Source organism: uncultured Aliiroseovarius sp., from assembly GCF_947492455.1.
Taxonomy (GTDB): Bacteria; Pseudomonadota; Alphaproteobacteria; order Rhodobacterales; family Rhodobacteraceae; genus Aliiroseovarius.
Genome location: NZ_CANLNB010000004.1, coordinates 341,420 through 361,363, shown reverse-complemented (window position 1 = coordinate 361,363; position 19,944 = coordinate 341,420). Strand labels below are relative to the sequence as shown.

At 61.7% G+C, this 19,944-nt stretch carries 19 protein-coding genes; 10 read left to right on the top strand and 9 right to left on the bottom strand.

The window, feature by feature from the left end; translation table 11 throughout:
- Positions 1-50: 50 nt before the first annotated feature.
- A complete protein-coding gene (locus Q0677_RS11655; protein ID WP_298909899.1) occupies positions 51-824 on the bottom strand; it encodes a ChaN family lipoprotein in 774 nt (257 codons plus the stop codon).
- Positions 825-906: 82 nt separating this feature from the next.
- On the opposite strand from Q0677_RS11655, the gene cobU reads away from it, so the two are divergent.
- The 4 genes from cobU (at position 907) to Q0677_RS11635 (ending at position 4,551) form a co-directional block, all read left to right on the top strand.
- Entirely contained in the window at positions 907-1,449 is a 543-nt protein-coding gene (cobU, locus tag Q0677_RS11650; RefSeq protein WP_298909897.1) for a bifunctional adenosylcobinamide kinase/adenosylcobinamide-phosphate guanylyltransferase, read from the top strand.
- The gene (locus Q0677_RS11645) at positions 1,446-2,030 is read left to right on the top strand and encodes a histidine phosphatase family protein (protein WP_298909896.1); all 585 of its coding nucleotides are present in this window, start codon (positions 1,446-1,448) and stop codon (positions 2,028-2,030) included. The genes cobU and Q0677_RS11645 overlap by 4 nt, the downstream gene beginning before the upstream one ends.
- Before the next feature lie 57 nt (positions 2,031-2,087).
- Positions 2,088-2,966 (top strand): glutathione S-transferase, encoded by an 879-nt coding sequence (locus Q0677_RS11640; RefSeq protein ID WP_298909894.1) that lies wholly within the window; start codon positions 2,088-2,090, stop codon positions 2,964-2,966.
- A 73-nt stretch (positions 2,967-3,039) separates the two neighbouring features.
- Positions 3,040-4,551, top strand: a complete 1,512-nt coding sequence (locus Q0677_RS11635) for a YifB family Mg chelatase-like AAA ATPase (RefSeq protein WP_298909891.1) — start codon at positions 3,040-3,042, stop codon at positions 4,549-4,551.
- Here Q0677_RS11635 and Q0677_RS11630 read toward each other — a convergent pair.
- The 4 genes from Q0677_RS11630 to rsmI all read right to left on the bottom strand — a co-directional run bounded on the left by Q0677_RS11630 (position 4,539) and on the right by rsmI (position 7,633).
- Positions 4,539-5,453, bottom strand: a complete 915-nt coding sequence (locus tag Q0677_RS11630) for an alpha/beta hydrolase (protein ID WP_298909889.1) — start codon at positions 5,451-5,453, stop codon at positions 4,539-4,541. The two genes, Q0677_RS11635 and Q0677_RS11630, sit on opposite strands and share 13 nt — an antisense overlap.
- Entirely contained in the window at positions 5,450-6,391 is a 942-nt protein-coding gene (gene gshB / locus Q0677_RS11625) for a glutathione synthase (protein WP_298909886.1), read from the bottom strand. The genes Q0677_RS11630 and gshB overlap by 4 nt, the downstream gene beginning before the upstream one ends.
- 76 nt (positions 6,392-6,467) lie before the next feature.
- Positions 6,468-6,821: a YraN family protein gene (locus tag Q0677_RS11620; protein WP_298909883.1), complete on the bottom strand. Its 354-nt coding sequence runs from the start codon at positions 6,819-6,821 to the stop codon at positions 6,468-6,470.
- Positions 6,818-7,633, bottom strand: a complete 816-nt coding sequence (rsmI, locus tag Q0677_RS11615; RefSeq protein WP_298909881.1) for a 16S rRNA (cytidine(1402)-2'-O)-methyltransferase — start codon at positions 7,631-7,633, stop codon at positions 6,818-6,820. Before rsmI ends, Q0677_RS11620 begins: the two co-directional genes overlap by 4 nt.
- A 121-nt stretch (positions 7,634-7,754) precedes the next feature.
- Here rsmI and Q0677_RS11610 point away from each other — a divergent pair, with 121 nt between their 5' ends.
- From Q0677_RS11610 to murJ, 3 genes are read left to right on the top strand one after another with little or no spacing between them, the layout of a single operon-like run.
- Positions 7,755-8,927 carry a penicillin-binding protein activator gene (locus Q0677_RS11610; protein WP_298909879.1) on the top strand — a complete coding sequence of 391 codons (1,173 nt, stop codon included), beginning with the start codon at positions 7,755-7,757 and terminating at the stop codon, positions 8,925-8,927.
- A 25-nt stretch (positions 8,928-8,952) separates the two neighbouring features.
- A complete protein-coding gene (locus tag Q0677_RS11605) occupies positions 8,953-11,697 on the top strand; it encodes a [protein-PII] uridylyltransferase (protein ID WP_298910465.1) in 2,745 nt (914 codons plus the stop codon).
- Complete coding sequence (gene murJ, locus Q0677_RS11600) at positions 11,697-13,247, top strand: murein biosynthesis integral membrane protein MurJ (protein ID WP_298909877.1); 1,551 nt, start codon at positions 11,697-11,699, stop codon at positions 13,245-13,247. The genes Q0677_RS11605 and murJ overlap by 1 nt, the downstream gene beginning before the upstream one ends.
- Positions 13,248-13,309: 62 nt before the next feature.
- Here murJ and Q0677_RS11595 read toward each other — a convergent pair whose 3' ends face one another.
- Positions 13,310-13,996 carry a rhomboid family intramembrane serine protease gene (locus Q0677_RS11595; protein WP_298909875.1) on the bottom strand — a complete coding sequence of 229 codons (687 nt, stop codon included), beginning with the start codon at positions 13,994-13,996 and terminating at the stop codon, positions 13,310-13,312.
- Positions 13,997-14,094: 98 nt separating this feature from the next.
- On the opposite strand from Q0677_RS11595, the gene trpS reads away from it, so the two are divergent.
- The 3 genes from trpS (at position 14,095) to Q0677_RS11580 (ending at position 16,597) form a co-directional block, all read left to right on the top strand.
- Positions 14,095-15,120 (top strand): tryptophan--tRNA ligase, encoded by a 1,026-nt coding sequence (gene trpS / locus Q0677_RS11590; protein WP_133485768.1) that lies wholly within the window; start codon positions 14,095-14,097, stop codon positions 15,118-15,120.
- A gap of 182 nt (positions 15,121-15,302) precedes the next feature.
- The gene (locus Q0677_RS11585; protein ID WP_298909873.1) at positions 15,303-15,947 is read left to right on the top strand and encodes a CDGSH iron-sulfur domain-containing protein; all 645 of its coding nucleotides are present in this window, start codon (positions 15,303-15,305) and stop codon (positions 15,945-15,947) included.
- Entirely contained in the window at positions 15,944-16,597 is a 654-nt protein-coding gene (locus Q0677_RS11580) for a TIGR02453 family protein (RefSeq protein WP_298909871.1), read from the top strand. Before Q0677_RS11585 ends, Q0677_RS11580 begins: the two co-directional genes overlap by 4 nt.
- On the opposite strand, the gene hisG is transcribed toward Q0677_RS11580, so the two are convergent.
- The 3 genes from hisG to hisS are packed head-to-tail and all read right to left on the bottom strand — an operon-like array spanning position 16,594 to position 19,866.
- The gene (gene hisG, locus Q0677_RS11575) at positions 16,594-17,292 is read right to left on the bottom strand and encodes an ATP phosphoribosyltransferase (RefSeq protein WP_298909869.1); all 699 of its coding nucleotides are present in this window, start codon (positions 17,290-17,292) and stop codon (positions 16,594-16,596) included. The genes Q0677_RS11580 and hisG overlap by 4 nt on opposite strands.
- Positions 17,289-18,386, bottom strand: coding sequence for an ATP phosphoribosyltransferase regulatory subunit (locus tag Q0677_RS11570; RefSeq protein ID WP_298909867.1), 1,098 nt, complete (start codon positions 18,384-18,386; stop codon positions 17,289-17,291). Before Q0677_RS11570 ends, hisG begins: the two co-directional genes overlap by 4 nt.
- Positions 18,379-19,866, bottom strand: a complete 1,488-nt coding sequence (gene hisS, locus Q0677_RS11565) for a histidine--tRNA ligase (RefSeq protein WP_298909865.1) — start codon at positions 19,864-19,866, stop codon at positions 18,379-18,381. Before hisS ends, Q0677_RS11570 begins: the two co-directional genes overlap by 8 nt.
- Between the last annotated feature and the right edge of the window lie 78 nt (positions 19,867-19,944).

Genomic DNA, 19,944 nt, shown 5'->3' with positions numbered 1-19,944 from the left:
GTACAATCAAACAGTTACGGGACCGCAGCCTGCCTTTCAATGGGCAGCTTCTATTTGAACTGCGCACATGGGTCAGGGCGATCCGGCGCGGGCGCATCCAGAACGATGTCAAACCCACCCTCTGGCGGCACGCCATCCTCGCCCTGCCCGACCGAAATCACGCGCAATTCTGGCGCAACCCGCGCCAGATAGGACGGCACACCCCAGTCCTTGCGGGCGTGGCCGTTTCCGGTGATGACCGCGACTGGGCCGCCCGTATCCGCCATCGCCTGCACCACACCGGTAGCCAACGTCGCATCACGCAGGCGCTGCACCTCGATCATGCCTCCCATCATCTCGCGCGGCATGGCTTCGCAATGGGCCTGAAACTGCAGTTCGATCCGTTGCGCCTGCTGGTCCTCAGGCAGCGCGTCGGTCAGCCCATAGGCCGCCGCATCCCCTTGAAAATGCGTCGCGACACCATCCGCATAGGTCGCACGCGCCACCTCGCGGGGAACGGCGCCGCCGATGATTGGGCCGTCATGCGCCTTAAAAATCGGCAGATACATGTGGAAATCCGGCCAGCCGGTCTCGGCCCAGCGCTCCGCGAACGCGGCGGGATCTGCGGCCAAGGCGTCGGCGTCCTCCTGCCCCAACATCTCGATCACAAGCGCGGCGGGGGCCACATCACGCACAATCTGTGCCTGCGTCGCGTGATGGGCCGGGTTGTCATGCACCTCGCCCAGATTGACGACATCCGCCGCCTTCAGACGCGACATATCCTCCGCGGTCTGCGCCAAGGCGGGCGTGGCAAACAGGGTCAGGGCAATCAGCAACTGTTTCATGCAGTCAGGCTAGGGTGCAGTCCCGCCGCCCTCAAGCGCTTTCGCCTTGACGCACCCTGTGTCGCAATGCCACGTCAGATGGATGAGCATGACACTTCCCCCCTTAACCCTCGTGCTGGGCGGCGCGGCATCCGGCAAGTCGGATTATGCCGAGCAGCTGGTCACGGCCACAGGTCGCCCGATGCTGTATATCGCAACGGCGCAGTCCTTTGACACCGAGATGGACGACAAAATCGCGCGACACCAAGCCCGGCGCGGGGACGGTTGGCGCACGATCGAAACGCCTTTGGAAGCGACTGTCGCCCTCGATTGTGCGCACGCGACCGAAGTGGTTTTGTTCGACTGCGCGACCATGTGGCTGTCGAACCAGTTGTTTGCGGAAACCGATCTGGGCGCGGCGGAAACCACTCTGTTCAAGTCCATTTCCGACTGCGCGGCCCCGGTGGTCGTCGTTTCGAACGAAGTCGGCGCAGGGATTGTCCCGGAAAACGCCTTGGCACGGAGGTTCCGGCAGGCGCAGGGCGAATTGAATCAGCGCATCGCCCAACGTGCCGATCTGGTAGTCACGGTAATGGCCGGCCTGCCCTTGGCGTTGAAAGGCACCCTGCCTGAAGGTGCGCCATGACCGCGCCCGTCACATGGTGGTGGGTGCGTCACGGCCCGACCCATGCCAAGAACATGGTGGGTTGGCGGGATCTGCCCGCTGACCTATCGGACGCGGACGCCTTGGCGCGGCTGTCTGCTCACCTACCGGATGAGGCGACGGTGATTTCATCCGATCTGATCCGCGCCTCGGCCACAGCAGACGCCATCGGGGGTGAACGGCCCCGCCTGCCCCATCACCCCGACCTGCGTGAATTTCACTTTGGCGATTGGGACGGGCTGGGCTGGCAAGAGGTCTCGTCCCGCGACCCGGACCTGTCGCGCGCGTTCTGGGAAACACCGGGGGATCACGTTGCACCGGGTGGCGAAAGCTGGAACCAACTGGCCGCGCGTGTGTCGGGCGTGGTGGACGGGCTGAATGCCGCAGGCCACCGGCACATCATCGCAGTGGCCCATTTTGGCGTGATCCTGACCCAGATTGCACGGGCGGGAAGCATGACGGCCTATGACGCACTTGGCCACAAGATCGACAACCTGTCGGTCACACAGTTGCACTGGGACGGCGCCGCGTGGTCGGTCGAGGCAATCAATCACCTGCCGTGAAGAGGTCCGTCACAAATTGGAAATTGATCGCGCCACATCCTGCGCTAGGCTCATTGCATGACCTATGACCTTTACATTGGCGACCGCACATTCTCGAGCTGGTCGCTGCGCGGCTGGCTGATGTTCGAAGCGTTCAACATCCCGTATCGCGCCCATTTGGCCGGGCTTTATAGCGGCACATTGAAAAAAGATCTGGCCGAGCTGGCCCCGGCGCGATTTGTCCCCGTGATGAAGACGCCGGACGGCATCCCGGTGGGCGACACACTGGCGATGGCCGAGACTTTGGCCGAGCGTCACCCCGATGCTGGCCTCTGGCCCGCAGACCCCGCCGCCCGTGCGCTGGCACGTTGGCTGGTGGCCGAAATGCACTCGGGCTTTGGTGCGCTGCGCGGCGATTGCCCCATGCAGCTTTTGGGCGTGGTCGACGGGTTTGAGCCCTCCGCCGAGGTTCTGGCCGATCTCGCCCGCATCGAAGACCTATGGACCATCGCCCGCGCGAAATTCGGTCGTAACGACAGCCCGTGGCTGTTCGGAGATTACTCGCTGGCAGATGTATTCTATGCCCCCGTGGCCGCACGGATCGCCGGGTTTGGCTTGCCGGTTAGCGCGGAAGCGCAAGCCTATGCCGCCGCGCATTTGGCCGATCCTGCCTTCCGCCGCTGGCGCGCGATTGGGCTTTTGAAGTCCTATGATCCGGTGCCCTATATCGACGGGTTGCCCTTGTCGGACTGGCCCGGCCCCGCCCCCTTAACGGCCGACGCCTGTGACGGCCCATCGATCAACGACGCCTGTCCGTATTCCGGCGATCCGGTCACCGATTTCCTGTCGCTGAACGGACAGGTCTGGGGCTTCTGCAATCCGGGCTGCCGCGACAAGACAGTTAACGACCCAGAAGCGTGGCCCGCTTTCATGAACATGGTGGCACAGAAGGGTTAAGGCGCGTTAACCCTTTGCTAACCATGCCGGTCTAGCCTGCCTGAAACGGGGCAGGTTGGATCGCAGGGTAACAATGGTCGCACGCATCAGCACGGTGGCGTTCGAAGGCATCGACGCCAAGATAGTCGAGGTCGAATGCGCCCTCTCGCCCGGGTTGCCCAGCTTTGCCATCGTGGGCTTGCCGGACAAAGCGGTCTCGGAAGCGCGCGAACGGGTGCGCGCGGCGTTGGCCTCGATGTCGGTCGCCCTGCCTCCGCGCAAAATCACCATCAACATGTCGCCCGCCGATATGCCCAAGGAAGGCTCGCATTTCGACCTGCCCATCGCGCTGGCCCTGCTGGCCGAGGCAGGGTTGATCCCCCGCGAAGATTTGGCGGGCACGCTGGCGATCGGAGAGCTGTCTCTGGACGGATCGCTGATCCCCGTGCTGGGCGCCCTGCCTGCGGCCCTCGCCGCTGCCGAGCACGAGTTGGACCTGATCTGCCCCAAAGCCTGCGGGGCCGAGGCCGCGTGGATCGACGCCACCAAAGTGCTGGCCGCTGACAGTCTTGCAGGGGTGCTGCAGCATTTCACCGGACAATCGCCCATCATGCCCGCATCCGCTGGGCAGGTTACCACGCAAGCCACCCTAAAAGACTTCGCCGAGGTGAAAGGCCAAGAGCGTGCCAAGCGTGCGCTCGAGATCGCCGCCGCCGGACGTCACCACCTTTTGATGGTCGGCCCGCCCGGGTCTGGCAAATCCATGCTGGCCGCCCGCCTGCCCGGCATCCTGCCGCCCTTGTCCGCACGCGAGGCATTGGAAACCTCGATGATCCATTCAGTGTCTGGGCTTCTGGATGCAGGCGGCATTTCACAAACCCGCCCCTTCCGCGCGCCGCATCACACCGCCTCGATGGCCGCCATCGTCGGCGGTGGGCGCGGCGCAAAACCGGGCGAGATTAGTCTGGCCCATAACGGTGTTCTCTTCATGGACGAGTTCCCCGAGTTCAACCGCCAGACACTGGAAACCCTGCGCCAGCCCTTGGAAACCGGTGACGTGACCGTGGCACGGGCGAATGCCCATCTGCGCTATCCCAGCCGTTTCCTTCTGGTGGCCGCCGCCAACCCCTGCAAATGCGGATACCTGACCGACGCCGCCCGCGCCTGTAACCGCGCGCCCAATTGCGGCGCGGATTACATGGGCAAGATTTCTGGGCCATTGCTGGATCGCTTTGACCTGCGGCTCGAAGTGCCTCCGGTCAGCTTTCAGGACCTCGATTTGCCCGCGACAGGAGAGACATCCGCAACAATCGCCGCCCGTGTGGCCGAGGCCCGCGCGCGCCAAACCGAGCGCTATGCGGATCAGCCCGAGGTCACGACAAACTGTGACATCGAAGGCGATCTTCTGACGCAGGTCGCCACCCCCGACCCCGACGGGCGCGAGATCTTGAACAAGGCCGCAGATCGCTTCGGGCTGTCTGCACGCGGATATCATCGTGTGCTGCGCGTGGCGCGGACGATTGCAGATCTGGATGGGGCGGACGGCGTCGGGCGCAGCCATGTGGCCGAGGCGTTGGGGTATCGTCTGGTCGGTCAGACCGCGTGATCTGCAAGCGCTTGCTCGATGGCCGCCGCGATGCGGCGCACCGAGTGATTGGCCTCGGGCAGTCTTCCCGCAAACATCTGCCAGACATGCGGCAGACCGTCGGCTTCGTGCAGGTCGACAGACACGCCGTGATCTTCCAGCACCTGCGCCATGCGGCGGGCATCATCCAAGAAAATCTCGGACCGGCTGGCAGTGATCAGGACCGGCGTCGCCCCAGTAAACTCGGCAAAAAGCGGGCTGGCGAGCGGGTGGAGGGGATCAGCGCCGTCGAGGTAATACCGGGCCAGATCTTCCATCCGTTCAGCAGGCAAAACCACTTCGGTCGCATCGTTGTCTTTGATCGACGCGCCGCTGGTGGACATGTCCGTGAGCGGCGACAAGGCGACCGTCAATGCGGGCATAGGCAGCCCCATCGCTACGATTTGCGACAGTAACACCAGCGCCAGACCACCCCCGGCACTGTCTCCGCCCAGGATGATGGGGCGATCGGGATGCGCAGCGATCACATCGCGATAGGCGGCAAGCGCATCCTCTGGGGCGGCTGGAAATGGGTGTTCCGGGGCCAGACGATAGACCGGCAAAAGCGCCCGCACATTGGACGCATGCGCGATGCGGCCAACCATGTTGCGCACGGTTCTGGGCGAGCCGAAGAAATAGCCGCCACCGTGGAAGTACAACAGGATCGGCGCGTCAACGGCCACGCCCGGATCAATTTCCATCACCGGGCGCGTCATGTGGTCATGCCAATCATACCGCAGACCGCGCGGAGGAGGCAGCGTCAGGCGCGTCACCCTTTCGAACCTTCTGCGCACGCGATGCACCGTATGGGGCGTGGCGCGGGTTAGCGCCGGACGTTCCGTCAGGCGCAGCCACAGGTTCAGAGGGCGGCGCAGCCAGCTCATGCGCGGCGGGCTTCGATGGCCTGCCAGATCTTTTCGGCCACGTTTGTGCCGTCGAACCGTTCAAGCTCCTGAATGCCGGTGGGCGAGGTCACGTTGATCTCGGTCAGATAGTCGCCAATCACGTCGATGCCGACGAAAATCTGGCCTTTCTCGCGCAGAAGCGGGCCGATGGCAGCGCAGATTTCAAGGTCACGCTCGGTCAGGCCGATCTTCTCAGGCCGTCCGCCCACATGCATGTTCGAGCGGGTTTCGCCAGCAGCAGGCACACGGTTGATGGCACCCACAGGCTCGCCATCCACAAGGATCACACGCTTGTCGCCGTTCGAGACGTCGGGCAGGAATTTCTGCGCGATCAGCGGCTCGCGATTGATGCCCGCGAACAGCTCGTGCAGCGAGGCAAGGTTGCGGTCGTTCTCGTCCAGCCGGAACACACCCGCGCCGCCATTGCCGTAGAGCGGCTTCAGGATGATGTCGCCATGCTCGTGCTTGAACGATTTTAGCGTTTCAAAATCACGCGCGATCATGGTGGGTGGCGTCAGGTCGGGGAACTCCAGAACCAGCAGCTTTTCAGGATAGTTGCGCACCCAGAACGGATCATTCACAACCAGCGTGTCCGGGTGGATCATGTCCAAAATATGGGTCGTGGTGATATAGCCCATGTCAAAGGGCGGATCCTGCCGCAGCCAAACCACATCCATCTCGGACAGGTCCACGTCTTGCAATTCGCCCAGCGTGAAGTGATTGCCCTGTTCGCGGCGTACGGTCAGGGGCCAGCCGCGCGCAATGACGCGCCCTTCGCGGTACGACAGCTGGTCAGGCGTGTAATAGAACAGGCTGTGCCCCCGCGCCTGCGCCTCTTCCGCAATGCGAAAAGAGCTGTCGGCATTGATGTCGACATGGTCGATCGGGTCCATTTGGATGGCAACTTTAAGCGACATGTGGGGCTCCGTCTGAATTCAGTCCCCCATAAATGGGGCAGAGCATCCCGTGACGCAATGGGGTCATCCTCCCAATTCAGTAGCCCAGCGCATTTTCAAGGATTTGAACTTCGCCCGTCCCGTTCACCAAGGCCACATCGAAACGGCTGGGTGTCAGGTCACCTTTGGGTTCACCACACAGAAATTCAGCAGCCGTTTGGTAAAGGCGTTTGATCTGGGCCTTCGACAGCGCCTCGGCCGCCCGCAGGAAATCACGTGATTTCTTTACTTCGACAAAGATCACTTCGTCGCGGTCGCGCACAATCAGGTCAATCTCGCCCCGTTTGCCGCGCCAACGGCGAAACGCAACCTGCCGCCCGCCCTCCTGATAAGCGCGCGCCACCGCGTCTTCAGCGGCAATTCCTGACAGATAAGACACCATCCCGCTCATGTGTCGCGCCCCATCGCCAGTGCGGCTTGATAGACTTTACGACGTGGCAAACCTGTCGCCTGCGTCACCATCGCAACCGCATCTTTCATGCTCATGTCTTTCAAGGCCGTCGCCAACATCTGGTCCAGATCCACTTCTTCTCCGCCCGCTTCCGCCGGCCCCAACACAAGGGCAATTTCGCCCTTCAAGGTCATATCCGCGATCTGGTCGCATAGCTCTTGCACCGTTCCGCGCCGAATCTCTTCGAATTTCTTGGTCAGCTCGCGACAAATGGCGGCGTGGCGGGACTTTGCTTCAGTGGAGCACAGATCCTCTAACAGCCGGTTAATGCGTTTCGGGCTTTCGTAGATGATCAACGTGGCAGGAATAGACAGCAACTCGGCCAGCCATTTCTGACGCGCCCCTTTGGCCGTGGGGGCAAATCCTGCAAAGCAGAACCGGTCCGAAGGCAGGCCCGACAAGCTGAGCGCGGTGATGGCCGCAGTCGCCCCCGGAAGTGCCGTCACGAAACCGCCGTCTTGCGCGACATCCCGCGCAAGGGCAAAGCCGGGATCCGCCACCAACGGACTGCCCGCTTCACTGGCATAGGCCACCGATTTGCCCTGCCCAATCAGCTTCATAATCCCATCGCGACCGGCCTGTCCCGAGTGGTCGTGATAGGCAATCACCTTGCGGTCCCCCAGCGCAATTCCGTGAATTTCCAACAACTTACGCGTGGTCCGCGTATCCTCGGCCGCAATCACATCAACCGAGGCCAACACATCCAGCGCACGCAGCGTAATATCACGTGCATTTCCGATCGGTGTCGCCACCAGATAAAGTCCGGGATCAAGGGGAGTAATCAGGGGTTTCACACTGGACCTGTCTGTTCTGAGAGTTATTATGTAGCCGTCTGTCGGGGTGCGATCTGCCTCGCCCGGGAAAGGATATTGTATGTTTGCCGTTTTCGCACGTACCCGCAAGTCGCTGGGTGCTCTTACTGTTGCTGCGTCGCTTTCCGCCCTTGTCGCCTGTACTCCTACGGGATCGCAGATTGGGCAGAATATCAACACCTCGAAACCCGTGCCCGTTGCCCTTCTGGTGCCGTCAGGATCGGGATCCGAGAATGACGAGAACTTGGCGCGGTCTCTGGAAAACGCTGCCCGTCTGGCCATGTCCGAGTTGTCTGGCGTCACGATTGACCTGCGCGTCTACAGCACGGCAGGCGACGCGAATCAGGCCGCATCGATGGCGACCAAGGCGGTGAATGACGGCGCCAAGGTCATCCTTGGCCCGGTCTTCGCCCAGAACGCCAATGCGGCAGGCGTTGCCGTCGCCCGTCGCAACGTGAATGTGCTGAGTTTTTCAAACAACCCCAACATAGCGGGCGGCAACGTCTTCATTTTGGGCAACACGTTCCAAAACACCGCTAACCGCCTGACGCGCTATGCCACGCGCCAAGGCAAAGGCAACATCTTGATCGTAAACGGACAAGATCAGGCCGAAGCCCAAGGCAGCGCTGCCATTCAAACCGCCATCCAGAACTCGGGGGCAACGCTGGCGGGCACGTCCTCGTTCGAGCTTTCGCAGAACGGCATTGTGAACGCCCTTCCCGGGATCAGCGAACAAGTCCGCGAGTCGGGCGCGCAATCGATCTTCCTGACCTCGGGCACATCCGGGGCACTGCCGTTCCTGGCGGGTCTGCTGCCCGAGAACGGCGTCGATCCCGCAACGATCCAGTATATCGGCCTGCAACGCTGGGATATTCCCGCAAACGCGATGTCCCTGCCTGGTCTGCAAGGCGGCTGGTTCGCCATTCCGGACCCGGCGCTGAGCAGCCGCTTCTCGGGCCGCTATCAGGCCAAATATAGCGCCACGCCGCATCCGATTGCCGGGCTGGCCTATGATGGCATTGCGGCCATCGGCGCACTGGTCAAGGCAGGCAAGGCGAACGCGTTGACCACCACCGCTCTGACCCAGCCGCAGGGCTTCGTCGGCGTCAACGGCATCTTCCGCCTGCGCGGCGATGGTACGAACGAACGCGGTCTGGCGATTGCTCAGATCCAGAACGGATCAGTGGTCATTATCGACCCCGCACCCAGAAGCTTCGCCGGTGCCGGATTCTAAGCGCGACCGGCCCGAGCCGGAACAAATGGCGGGGCGCCTCATTTGCCCCGCCGAAGACATCCTTGATGAAAAGGCGCTGTGGCAGCGGCTTGAAATGGCGTTTGAGGACGCCAGGGATGCCTCGGCCGTCCGTAAGCTGACGGTCGACGAGCTGCGCGCCACGCTTAAATCAGGCCGCGCCAGTATCGCCGAAGCTCTGGCGAAAGCCCCGCTTGATGCCCATCCGGCCACTGCTGCCTATAGCTTTTTGACCGATTGCGTGGTGCGCTGCGTGCACCGTGTTGCGACCGAGCGCCTGCACCCCCTGCCCCTTCCCACAACGGCCGAACGGATCGCCGTAATTGCTGTGGGTGGTTATGGGCGCGGTGAAATGGCACCGCAGTCGGATGTGGATCTGCTGTTCCTGACCCCCTACAAGATTACGCCTTGGGCAGAAAGCGTCATTGAAAGCATGCTCTACATGCTGTGGGATCTGCGCCTGAAAGTGGGCCATGCCTCGCGCACGATTGATGATTGCCTGCGCTTGGGGCGCGAGGACTATACGATCCGCACCGCGCTTTTGGAACAACGCCCGGTTTGCGGTGACGCCGAACTGGCGCAGGAACTGGATGATCGCCTGTGGAAAGATCTGTTCAACGGCACACTGGCCGAGTTCATCGAGGCCAAACTGGCCGAGCGCGACACGCGCCATGAAAAACAAGGCCAACGTTATGTGGTTGAGCCAAACGTAAAAGAGGGCAAAGGCGGTTTGCGCGACCTGCAGACGCTCTTCTGGGTGGCCAAGTATCAGCACCGCGTGGCGCATCAGTCAGACCTTGTGTCGAAAGGCGTGTTCACCGAAGAAGAGTTCGAGACATTCCGTGACGCGGAAAGCTTCTTGTGGGCAGTGCGCTGCCAGTTGCACTTGCTGACCAAACGCCCCTCAGACCAGTTGACCTTTGACCTGCAGGTCGAAGTCGCGGACCGGCTTGGGTTTAAGGACACCGAAGGTCGTCGCGCGGTCGAACACTTCATGCAGGTCTATTTCCGTCACGCCACGCAGGTGGGCGACCTGACCCGGATCGTGCTGACGGCGCTGGAAGCGCAGCACCTGAAGAAAGAGCCGCGCCTGATGCGGCTTTTGAAACGTCGGCGTAAGTTGAAACATGGTTTTGTCGTACAACAGGGGCGTCTGGATGTCCCGGACGAGGCCGCGTTCCTATCCGACAAGCTGAACCTTCTGCGCATCTTCGAAGAAGGCCTGCGCACGGGCATGTTGATCCACCCGCATGCGATGCGTCTGGTCTCGCACAATTTGCATCTGATCGACGACGAGGTGCGCGAGGACAAGGAAGCCATCCGCATCTTCCTTGATCTGCTGTTGAAACACGGCAACCCCGAACGTGCGCTGCGCCGGATGAACGAGCTGGGCGTCCTGTCCGCCTTCATCCCGGAATTCGAGCCCATCGTGGCGATGATGCAGTTCAACATGTACCATTCGTACACGGTGGACGAACACACGATTCAGGTGATTTCGAACTTCGCGCAGATTGAACGGCACGAGCTGGAAGACGAGCTGCCGATCAGCTCGGAAATCATCAACAAGGGCGTTAATCGCAAGACCCTGATGGTGGCGATGCTGTTGCATGACATCGGCAAGGGGCGGCCGCAGGATCACTCGGTTCTGGGCGCCAAGATCGCCCGTAAGGTGGCACCGCGACTTGGTCTAACGCCGAAGGAATGCGAGACTGTCGAATGGCTGGTGCGCTATCACCTTTTGATGTCGGATATGGCGCAGAAGCGCGATATCTCGGACCCGCGCACGGTGCAGGATTTTGCCAAGGCGGTGCGGTCCGTCCGGCGACTGGACCTGTTGACGGTTCTGACCGTCTGTGACATTCGCGGCGTCGGGCCGGATACGTGGAACAACTGGAAAGCCACGCTGATCCGCACGCTCTACAACCAGACGCGCCGGGTACTGGAAGACGGGACCGAGGCGTTGAATCGCGAAAGCCGCGGGGACGAAAGCAAGCGCGCACTGCGGAAAGAGCTGTCCGACTGGAAACCCAAGGAGCTGAAGACCGAAACCGCGCGGCACTATGATGCCTATTGGCAGGGCTTGCATGTCTCGGCCCACGCGGTCTTTGCCCGACTTCTGCGCGATATTCAGGACAACGAAGTGCGGATCGAGCTAGAGCCCGATCTGGATCGCGACGTCACCCGTGTCTATTTCGTGCTGGCCGACCACCCCGGCATTTTCTCGCGTCTCGCGGGCGCGCTGACTTCGGTCGGGGCCAACATCGTGGACGCGCGGACGTATACCTCGAAAGACGGCTATGCGACGGCATGTTTCTGGGTGCAGGACGCCGATGGCAGCCCCTTCGACGTGGCCAAGCAGAAACGCCTGACCCAGATGACCCACAAGATCCTAAAGGGCGAGGTCGTCGCGCGCGATGCCATCGCAGGCCGCGACAAGATCAAGAAACGCGAACGCGCCTTCAAGGTGCCCACCACGATCACCTTCGACAATGAAGGGTCGGAAATCTACACGATTATCGAGGTCGACACCCGTGACCGCCCCGGTCTGCTCTATGACCTGACGCGCACACTGGCTGATGCGAATGTCTATATCGCCTCTGCCGTGATCGCGACTTATGGCGAGCAGGTGGTGGACAGCTTCTACGTCAAAGACATGTTCGGGCTGAAATACTATGCCGAACACAAGCAAGATCTGCTTGCACGCAAGCTGCGCACGGCGATCGAAAAGGGCGTGGAAAGGGCGACGGCGTAATGGCGTCACGATTGGCCAGAGGTTTCATGACCGTTGGCGGCTGGACCATGGCCAGCCGCATCTTGGGCTTCGTCCGCGACATCATGATCGGCGCGTTTCTAGGATCCAGCGCGGTGGCCGAGGCCTTCCTAATCGCCTTCTCGCTGCCAAACATGTTCCGTCGCTTCTTTGCGGAAGGCACGCTGAACGTCGCCTTCGTGCCGATGTTCGCCAAGAAACATGAAGGCGGGCCTGCCGAACACAAAGCCGCGCTGGAATTCGCGCGCGATGCCTTTGCCGGGCTTGCCTTTATTCTGGTCATCTTCTCGATCATCGCGCAAATCTTCATGCCCGCGCTGGTCTACGCCATGGCATCCGGCTTTACCGAGGACAATCGCTTCGACCTTGCCGTCACCTATGGACGGATCGCCTTCCCCTATATCCTGTTCATCTCGCTGGCCGCCCTTCTGTCCGGTGTTCTAAACGCCACCGGACGCTTCATGGCCGCCGCCGCCGCTCCGGTGCTTCTGAACGTGATCTTCATCGCAGCGATGCTGATCGCCGACTTGATGGGCGGCGACATTGGCTTGGCGATGACATGGACCGTGCCCATCGCCGGGATTGCACAAGTCGTGCTGGTCTGGATCGCCGCCAGCCGCGCTGGATACCGCCTGATCCCGCGCATCCCCCGCATGACACCCGAGCTGAAACGGCTCGCCATCATCGCCGCCCCAGCCGCGCTTGCCGGAGGTGTCACCCAGATCAACCTTCTGGTGGGCCGTCAGGTCGCAAGCTTCTTCGAAGGTGCGGTAGCGTGGCTCTACTATGCCGATCGCCTCTACCAGCTCCCCTTGGGCGTGGTCGGCATCGCCATCGGCATCGTGCTGCTACCGGAACTGTCACGCAACCTGCGCGCAGGCGACACGGCCGCCAGCCGAGACGCCCTTAGCCGCGCGGGCGAAATGTCGCTGGCCCTGACCATCCCCGCCGCCGTCGCCCTGATGGTGATCCCGATCCCGTTGATCGAGGTGCTTTTCCAACGCGGCGCCTTTACGCTCGACGATACGAAATGGACCGCACTTGCCACGGCCATCTACGGCGCGGGCCTACCCGCCTTTGTGCTGCAAAAAGTGCTGTCCTCGGTGTATTTCGCCCGCGAAAACACCCGTGCCCCCTTCCATTTCGCCCTTGTGGGTATGGTGGTGAACGCGGGCATCGCCATCGGACTGAGTTACCATCTGGGCTTCATCGCCGCCGCCATTGGCACAACGCTGGCGGGCTGGACCATCACCACGCTAACATGGATCGGTGCTGTCCGTATGGGTGCGGAAACCCGCTTTGATGCTCGCTTCTGGTCCCGCCTCTGGCGCATCGTCGCGGCCAGCGCAATCATGGGTGCTGCCCTCATCGCGGCAACCTTCGTCATGGCTCCGCTCTTCGCCATCGCAGGCGTAAAAATCGCAGCACTAGGCGTGCTTGTTCTGGGCGGGATCGCGATCTACGGGCTGGCAGGCCACATGCTCGGCGCGTTCCACATGGCCGAAATCAAATCCGCCTTCCGCCGTGGATAACGCGCCTATCGCATTTTCTTGTCATAAATATCTCGGGGTCCGGGGCTGGCCCCGGTCCGACTTCATCGCTGACGCAACCGCTGCACCACGCGCGACCAGCCACCCGGGCTGACAAGAAAGCTCAGACCAAAGCCCGCGACAAAACCCGACACCTCGCTGACCCAGTTCAGACCAGCTCCGAACAGCAGGCTAAAGATCAGCTGAATGCCCAGCAGAAACGCGATGATCCGGAAGGCGGACAGCTGATTGCCGCCGGTCGCGCCCAGTTCGGCCCACAGGATGAACGTATAGGCTCCGATCAGGCCATAGACGGCCGGATAGCCACCGAACAACACCACATTCGTGTCCCACACCAGCCAATAGGCCAGCGCCCCCACGATGGCCGATCCGAAATAAACCACCAGAAAAGCGAAGGCTGAAAAGACCTCACCCACCATCTTGCCCAACGCCAGAAGGAAAACGAGCACGAACAGCAGGTGGGTGAAGCTCAGGTGCAGGAACGGATAGGTGAAGAAGCGCGCCACATCCTTAAGGGGATAGCGCCCATTTTCGACCATCCACGCAAACAGCGGCTCGCGGAAGCCCCAAGTCTCGATCATGGAAATGCGCCAGCCAGCAGCCTCTGGCCCGCCAACCAGGCCGGAGTTTCCCGCAACGAACACAAGTTCGATCCCGATCAGGAAAACGGCCAGCGCAATCACCACCGGCGGCAGGGGATTGACGGGGCTTTGATCATGCGGATGGGTCACGGGCTGCTCCTTTGCCCGCGTTTGTCCGGGCTTTCCTTGACGCTGTCTGCCCAGCTAGGTAATCGACATGGGCACAGAATTCCAGACGGAGTACACACATGACCAATCACACGCCGCGCGTATTTTCGGGGATCAAACCCTCGGGCGGGCTGACGCTGGGCAACTATCTTGGCGCCATCAAGCGTTTCGTGGACATGCAGGCACAGGATTTCGAAACCATTTATTGCGTCGTCGACCTGCATGCCATCACCGTCTGGCAAGACCCGAAAGAACTGACAGATGCCACCCGCGAAGTGGCCGCGGGCTTCTTGGCCTCGGGCATTGATCCCAGCCAGTCGATCCTGTTCAACCAAAGCCAGGTTCCGGCACATGCGGAACTGGCATGGCTCTTCAACTGCGTGGCGCGCGTGGGCTGGATGAACCGCATGACCCAGTTCAAGGACAAGGCCGGTAAGAACGCCGAGCAAAGCTCGCTTGGGCTGTATGCTTACCCTTCGCTGATGGCTGCTGACATCCTGCTGTATCATGCGACCCACGTCCCCGTGGGCGAGGATCAGAAGCAGCATGTCGAGCTAACCCGAGACATCGCCGCGAAGTTCAACCACGACTTCAAGGCGGAAGGCTTCTTCCCCCAGCCCGAGCCGATCATCGAAGGCCCGGCAACCCGCGTGATGAACCTGCGTGACGGCACCAAGAAGATGTCGAAATCGGGCGAAAGCGATATGGAACGCATCAACATGACCGATGATGCAGACAAGATCGCCAAGAAGTTCAAAAAGGCGAAGACCGATCCCGAGCCTCTGCCCGAGACCCTGGACGGGTTGAAGGACCGCCCCGAGGCGAAGAACCTTGTCGACATTTATGCGGGTCTGTCGGGTCTGACGAACGAGCAGGTGATCACGGAATATGCAGGCGCTGGCTGGGGCAAGTTCAAGCCCGCGCTGGCGGATCTGGCGGTTGAGAAGCTGGCGCCGATCTCGGAAGAGATGTCGCGCCTGATGAACGACAAGGCCGAGATCGACCGTATTCTGGGCGAAGGGGCCGACAAGGCCGAGGCGATTGCGCAGCCCATTCTGGATCAAGCCTATGACATCACAGGCTTCCTGCGCTCGCGCACGCGCTAAGCGGTTTCGGTGGCTCACTACGTGAGCCTGAGGAGGGGCGCTGCCCCTCGCCCCGTTGGGGCTCACCCCGAGATATTTATGACAAGAAAATGCGAGGCGCTGGGAAACCGGCGCCTTTTTTCGTGATTTTGTGATTTCGTAGGGCTGGGCTAGGCTGAACTCAGTCAGCCAAGGAGCCAGCTATGACACGTAAACAGTATACGGGTGAAGACATCACGGTCACCTTTGACCTGAAGCGCTGCATTCATGCGCGCAATTGCTTTCTTCAACTGCCCGAAGTGTTTGACCCGTCGAAGCGCCCATGGGTGCAGCCCGACAATGCAAGTGCCGAGGAAGTGGCGGCGATGATCCAGACCTGTCCTTCGGGCGCCTTGGCGTTTCGACGCAAATCAGGCGTCGAAGAACGTGCGCCGAAGATTAACCGGTTGGCGGTGCTGGAGAACGGACCCTTGGTATTGGCCGGTGATGTGTGTGTCGAGGGCGGCGACCGCGAAACCCGCGTGGCGCTGTGTCGGTGCGGGTTGTCGAAGAACAAACCCTATTGCGACTACAGCCATGTGGACGGCGGGTTCGAAGCGACGGGCGAACCCGCACCCAAAACGCCACCTGCCAGTGACAACGTAGGCGGGCCTGCCGAGATCTCGCGTCGCCCGGATGGGCCGTTGGTGGTGGATGGTAATCTTGAGCTGTGCTCTGGCACTGGGCGACGTATTGGCACCTTGGGCAAAGCATTTCTATGTCGCTGCGGACACTCGAAGAACAAGCCGTTCTGTGATGGCAGCCACAAGGCCGCCGGGTTCACGGACCCGGCCGACCCAGTGTCATGATCTGGTTCAGCGATGGAACCCTGTCGTTTCTTCGCGACCTGTCAGAGAACAACAACCGCGACTGGTTCACCGAGAACAAGCCCCGCTATGAGGCGCATATCAAAGAGGCCGCCGCGCAGTTTGCGGACACGCTGACCCAGAGACTTGCGGCGAGTTATGCGACTGACGTGACCGCGCGGATTTTTCGGATGCATCGCGACCTGCGGTTTTCCAAGGACAAGACGCCCTATAACACGCACGTCCATATCGGCTTTGCAGACGCGCAGACCGGGGCCAGTTGGATGATCGGATTGCAGACCGATCACCTTGTGGTGGGCTACGGAATATTCGCTTTCGAGCGCGAGGCGCTGGATCACTGGCGCGAGACCGTGGCCGGACCGCAGGGCGAGGTTCTGCAAGTACTGCATGCGAAAGCGGAATCCGATGGATTGCGGATTTCCGAGCCCGAGTTGAAACGCGTCCCGATGTCGTGGGAGGCAGATCATCCGCATGGCGATCTGCTGCGGCGCAAGGGGATCGTGTGGTGGAACGATCACGTCCCGCAGGCCGAGATCATGGGGCCGGACGGACCGGCCATGATCGCAATCGAACTGCGTGCAATGGAGCCATTGCGCAACTGGATGCAGCTTGCGCTGGATCCGCAGGTTTAGGACTGCAGGCCCAGCTTTTCCGTCAGCGTTTTCAAGGTGGCGCGGGTCGCCTCGTTCCAGTCGGCATTGCGCGACTTGAACAGGGTTGCTTGAGATTTATGGACGGGCTTGCCGGCCAGAATCTTAAGGTGGTTCGCGCGCAAGGTCTCGCCGGTCGAGGTAATGTCGGCCACGGCCTCGGCGGTTTCATTCTTGACGGTGCCTTCGGTCGCGCCTTGGCTGTCCACCAACTGATAATCCGCCACACCGTGATCGCGCAGGTGATCGCGGATCAGGCGGTGGAATTTGGTGGCGATGCGCAGGCGGAACCCGTGCTGGGCGCGGAAGGCGGCGGCAGCGGCGTCCAGATCGTCCAGCGTGTTCACATCGACCCAGCATTTGGGCACGGCGATGATCAGGTCTGCATGGCCAAAGCCCATGAGCGCCAGTTCTGACACTTTGTCCTGCCAACTGCCCAGCTTTTCACGCACAAGGTCCGATCCGGTCACACCCAGATGGATGCGGCCCGCGGCCAGTTCACGCGGAATTTCCCCTGCCGAAAGCAAGACCAGCTCGATCCCATCGATTCCGTTGACTGCAGCTGCATATTCACGATCCGACCCGGTGCGGGCCAGCTCCACGCCACGCGCGCCGAACCAGTCAAAGGTCTTCTCCATCAGACGGCCCTTCGAGGGCACACCAATCTTCAGGGTCATTTTGCACCCCCAGCGGTCAGTTCCAACACGATTTCAGGGCGGATGACGCCGCCGACGGCGGGGATTTCATGCCCTTTGGCGCGGCCCAGCACGCGGGTCAGCGCATCATAGCGCCCGCCCGTGGCCACCGGGGGCAAATCGGGGCGGGTTTCAGCGTAAAAGCCAAAGACGAACCCGTCATAATATTCCATCGAGGTGCGGCCATAGCTGCCTTCGAAATCCAGATTATCCACGTCCACGCCGCGCTGATAGAGCGCCTCGGCCCGGGCTTCCAACCGGTCCACCGCGTCCGCAATGGCAGGCATGTCAACGGCGATGTCGCGCAGACGCGACAGCACGTTCACCGTGGTTTCGCGCAACCCCAGAAGATCGTCCAGCAGCTCGACCTCTTGCACCGAGATCGGTGCGGCGGCGGCGTCTTCACGCAGGGCCTCGATGCGCTCCGCAATCTCGGCCGCCGAGCGCAGGCCGATCTGTGGGCCAGCATCCTGCATGGGATCATCCTTGGCCAGCATCGCCGCGCGCCCTTCCGGCAGCGGCGCGCGTCCGGCGAACCGGTCCAGCAGCGCGCGGAAACGACGGGGGCGCCAGATGTGGCGCAGCAGGGCGGCCTTGCGGCGACCCGTGGTTTTCAACCCACGCACAGCGGCCAAAAGCAGGCCCATATCGCCCGTGGCCGCCCGCAGCGGCAGGGGCGAGAGCGCGTCTTGGATATAGGCAAAGACCTCGGCATCTGCTTCGATGGGGGCGTCGCGGTCGAAGACCTCGTAGCCGACTTGGAAGTATTCCGAGGCGCGGTGGGTGGATTCTTCCTGCGCGCGGAAAACCTCGCCCATATAGGTGTAACGGGCGGGCTCTGCGCCGTCGGCCATGTGCATCTGCACGACCGGCACAGTGAAGTCGGGGCGCAGCATTGCCTCGCCCCGGATTGGGTCCTGGGTCACGAAAGCGCGGCCCCGAATGTCTTCGCCATAGAGGTCCAAAAGCGTGCCTGCGGGTTGCAGGATGTCGGCCTCGACAGCCGTCGCGCCCTTGGCTTCGAAGACCCCCATCAAGCGGGCGGCTTCGGCCCGGATTTGTGCCTTATCAACCATCGGAACCCTCGATGATGTCACGCACGCGCGCGACCATGTCGGCGCGGTCGCATTCGAACTGACTGGGGCGTTCTTTCCATTCCTCAAGCGTTGCGCTTTCGGCGATCTTAGCGCCCAGCACCAGATCCTTGATCTGCACCTTGCCCGCGTCGAACTCGTCCGAGCCCGCAATGACAGCCACAGGCGAGTTGCGCTTGTCGGCATATTTCAACTGGTTGCCGAAGTTCTTGGGGTTGCCCAGATAGACCTCGGCCCGGATGCCTGCATTGCGCAAGTCCGACACCATCGACTGGTAATCCGCCAGGCGCGATTTATCCATCACGGTGACGACAACAGGGCCAACGGCCTTGCCGCCCATTCGACCCTTGGCGCGCAACGCAGCCAGCAGACGGTCAACACCAATCGAAACGCCGGTGGCCGGAACGGCCTGCCCGGTGAAGCGTTTGACCAGATCGTCGTAGCGGCCCCCGCCGGCAACGGACCCGAACTGGCGCGGACGGCCTTTTTCGTCTTGAATTTCGAAGGTCAGTTCAGCCTCGAACACCGGGCCGGTGTAGTAGCCCAGACCACGCACGACCGAGGGGTCGATCTCGATCCGGTCGGGACCATAGCCCTGTGCGGCCAGAAGATCGGCGATCTGTTCCAGCTCGGTAATGCCTTCCGCGCCAATGGCGCTTTCGCCCACGGCGGCACGCAGGTTGGTCAGCGTTTCCTCGGCGGTTGCACCCTTCGAGGTCAGGAAAGCCAGCACCGGCTCGGCCTGTTCTTCCGACAGGCCCACGCCGTCGATGTAAGCGCCGGACGCATCCAGACGCCCCTTACCCAACAGCTCGCGCACGCCGGACTCGCCGACCTTGTCGAACTTGTCGATGGTGCGCAGAACGGCGTCACGTTCGGGGCCTTCGCCCACGCCCATGACTTCCAGCACGCCATTCATAACCTTGCGGTTGTTCACCCGCACCAGATAGTCGCCGCGCGGGATGCCGACGGTTTCCAGCGTGTCGGCCAGCATGGCGCAGATTTCCGCATCCGCAGCCATCGAAGCCGTGCCCACGGTATCCGCATCGCATTGATAAAACTGGCGGAAACGTCCAGGGCCGGGCTTTTCATTGCGCCAGACCGGACCCATCGCATAGCGACGATAGGGCGTCGGTAGGTCGTTGCGATGCTGTGCATAGACGCGAGCCAAAGGCGCGGTCAGGTCATAGCGCAGGGCCATCCAGTCGCCATTGTCCTTCTCGTCAAACTCCTGCCACGCGAAGACGCCCTCGTTCGGGCGATCCACGTCGGGCAGGAACTTGCCCAGCGCCTCGACCGTTTCCACAGCCGAGCTTTCCAGCGCGTCAAAGCCATAGCGATGATACACCGCCGCAATCTGGTCGAGCATATGTTTACGCTCGTCCACTTCCGCTCCGAAATAGTCGCGAAATCCCTTCGGCGTGATTGCCTTGGGGCGGGGCTGTTTTTTCTGCTTGGCCATGTCTGGTCCCGGTTCACATTGGTGTCGCGGGCGGTCTAGCGGATGGGGGCGGTGGGGGCAAGGAAAGCCTGTGTTTCT

Coding starts and splice junctions, on each gene's coding strand:
- Q0677_RS11620 (WP_298909883.1), bottom strand. CDS start 6,821: ATGAGCGGGATGGTGTCTTATCTGTCAGGAATTGCCGCTGAAGACGCG.
- cobU (WP_298909897.1), top strand. CDS start 907: ATGAGCATGACACTTCCCCCCTTAACCCTCGTGCTGGGCGGCGCGGCA.
- Q0677_RS11605 (WP_298910465.1), top strand. CDS start 8,953: ATGGCGGGGCGCCTCATTTGCCCCGCCGAAGACATCCTTGATGAAAAG.
- Q0677_RS11610 (WP_298909879.1), top strand. CDS start 7,755: ATGTTTGCCGTTTTCGCACGTACCCGCAAGTCGCTGGGTGCTCTTACT.
- Q0677_RS11585 (WP_298909873.1), top strand. CDS start 15,303: ATGACACGTAAACAGTATACGGGTGAAGACATCACGGTCACCTTTGAC.
- hisG (WP_298909869.1), bottom strand. CDS start 17,292: ATGACCCTGAAGATTGGTGTGCCCTCGAAGGGCCGTCTGATGGAGAAG.
- Q0677_RS11640 (WP_298909894.1), top strand. CDS start 2,088: ATGACCTATGACCTTTACATTGGCGACCGCACATTCTCGAGCTGGTCG.
- Q0677_RS11635 (WP_298909891.1), top strand. CDS start 3,040: ATGGTCGCACGCATCAGCACGGTGGCGTTCGAAGGCATCGACGCCAAG.
- murJ (WP_298909877.1), top strand. CDS start 11,697: ATGGCGTCACGATTGGCCAGAGGTTTCATGACCGTTGGCGGCTGGACC.
- Q0677_RS11630 (WP_298909889.1), bottom strand. CDS start 5,453: ATGAGCTGGCTGCGCCGCCCTCTGAACCTGTGGCTGCGCCTGACGGAA.
- trpS (WP_133485768.1), top strand. CDS start 14,095: ATGACCAATCACACGCCGCGCGTATTTTCGGGGATCAAACCCTCGGGC.
- Q0677_RS11570 (WP_298909867.1), bottom strand. CDS start 18,386: ATGGTTGATAAGGCACAAATCCGGGCCGAAGCCGCCCGCTTGATGGGG.
- Q0677_RS11645 (WP_298909896.1), top strand. CDS start 1,446: ATGACCGCGCCCGTCACATGGTGGTGGGTGCGTCACGGCCCGACCCAT.
- hisS (WP_298909865.1), bottom strand. CDS start 19,866: ATGGCCAAGCAGAAAAAACAGCCCCGCCCCAAGGCAATCACGCCGAAG.
- Q0677_RS11580 (WP_298909871.1), top strand. CDS start 15,944: ATGATCTGGTTCAGCGATGGAACCCTGTCGTTTCTTCGCGACCTGTCA.
- Q0677_RS11655 (WP_298909899.1), bottom strand. CDS start 824: ATGAAACAGTTGCTGATTGCCCTGACCCTGTTTGCCACGCCCGCCTTG.
- gshB (WP_298909886.1), bottom strand. CDS start 6,391: ATGTCGCTTAAAGTTGCCATCCAAATGGACCCGATCGACCATGTCGAC.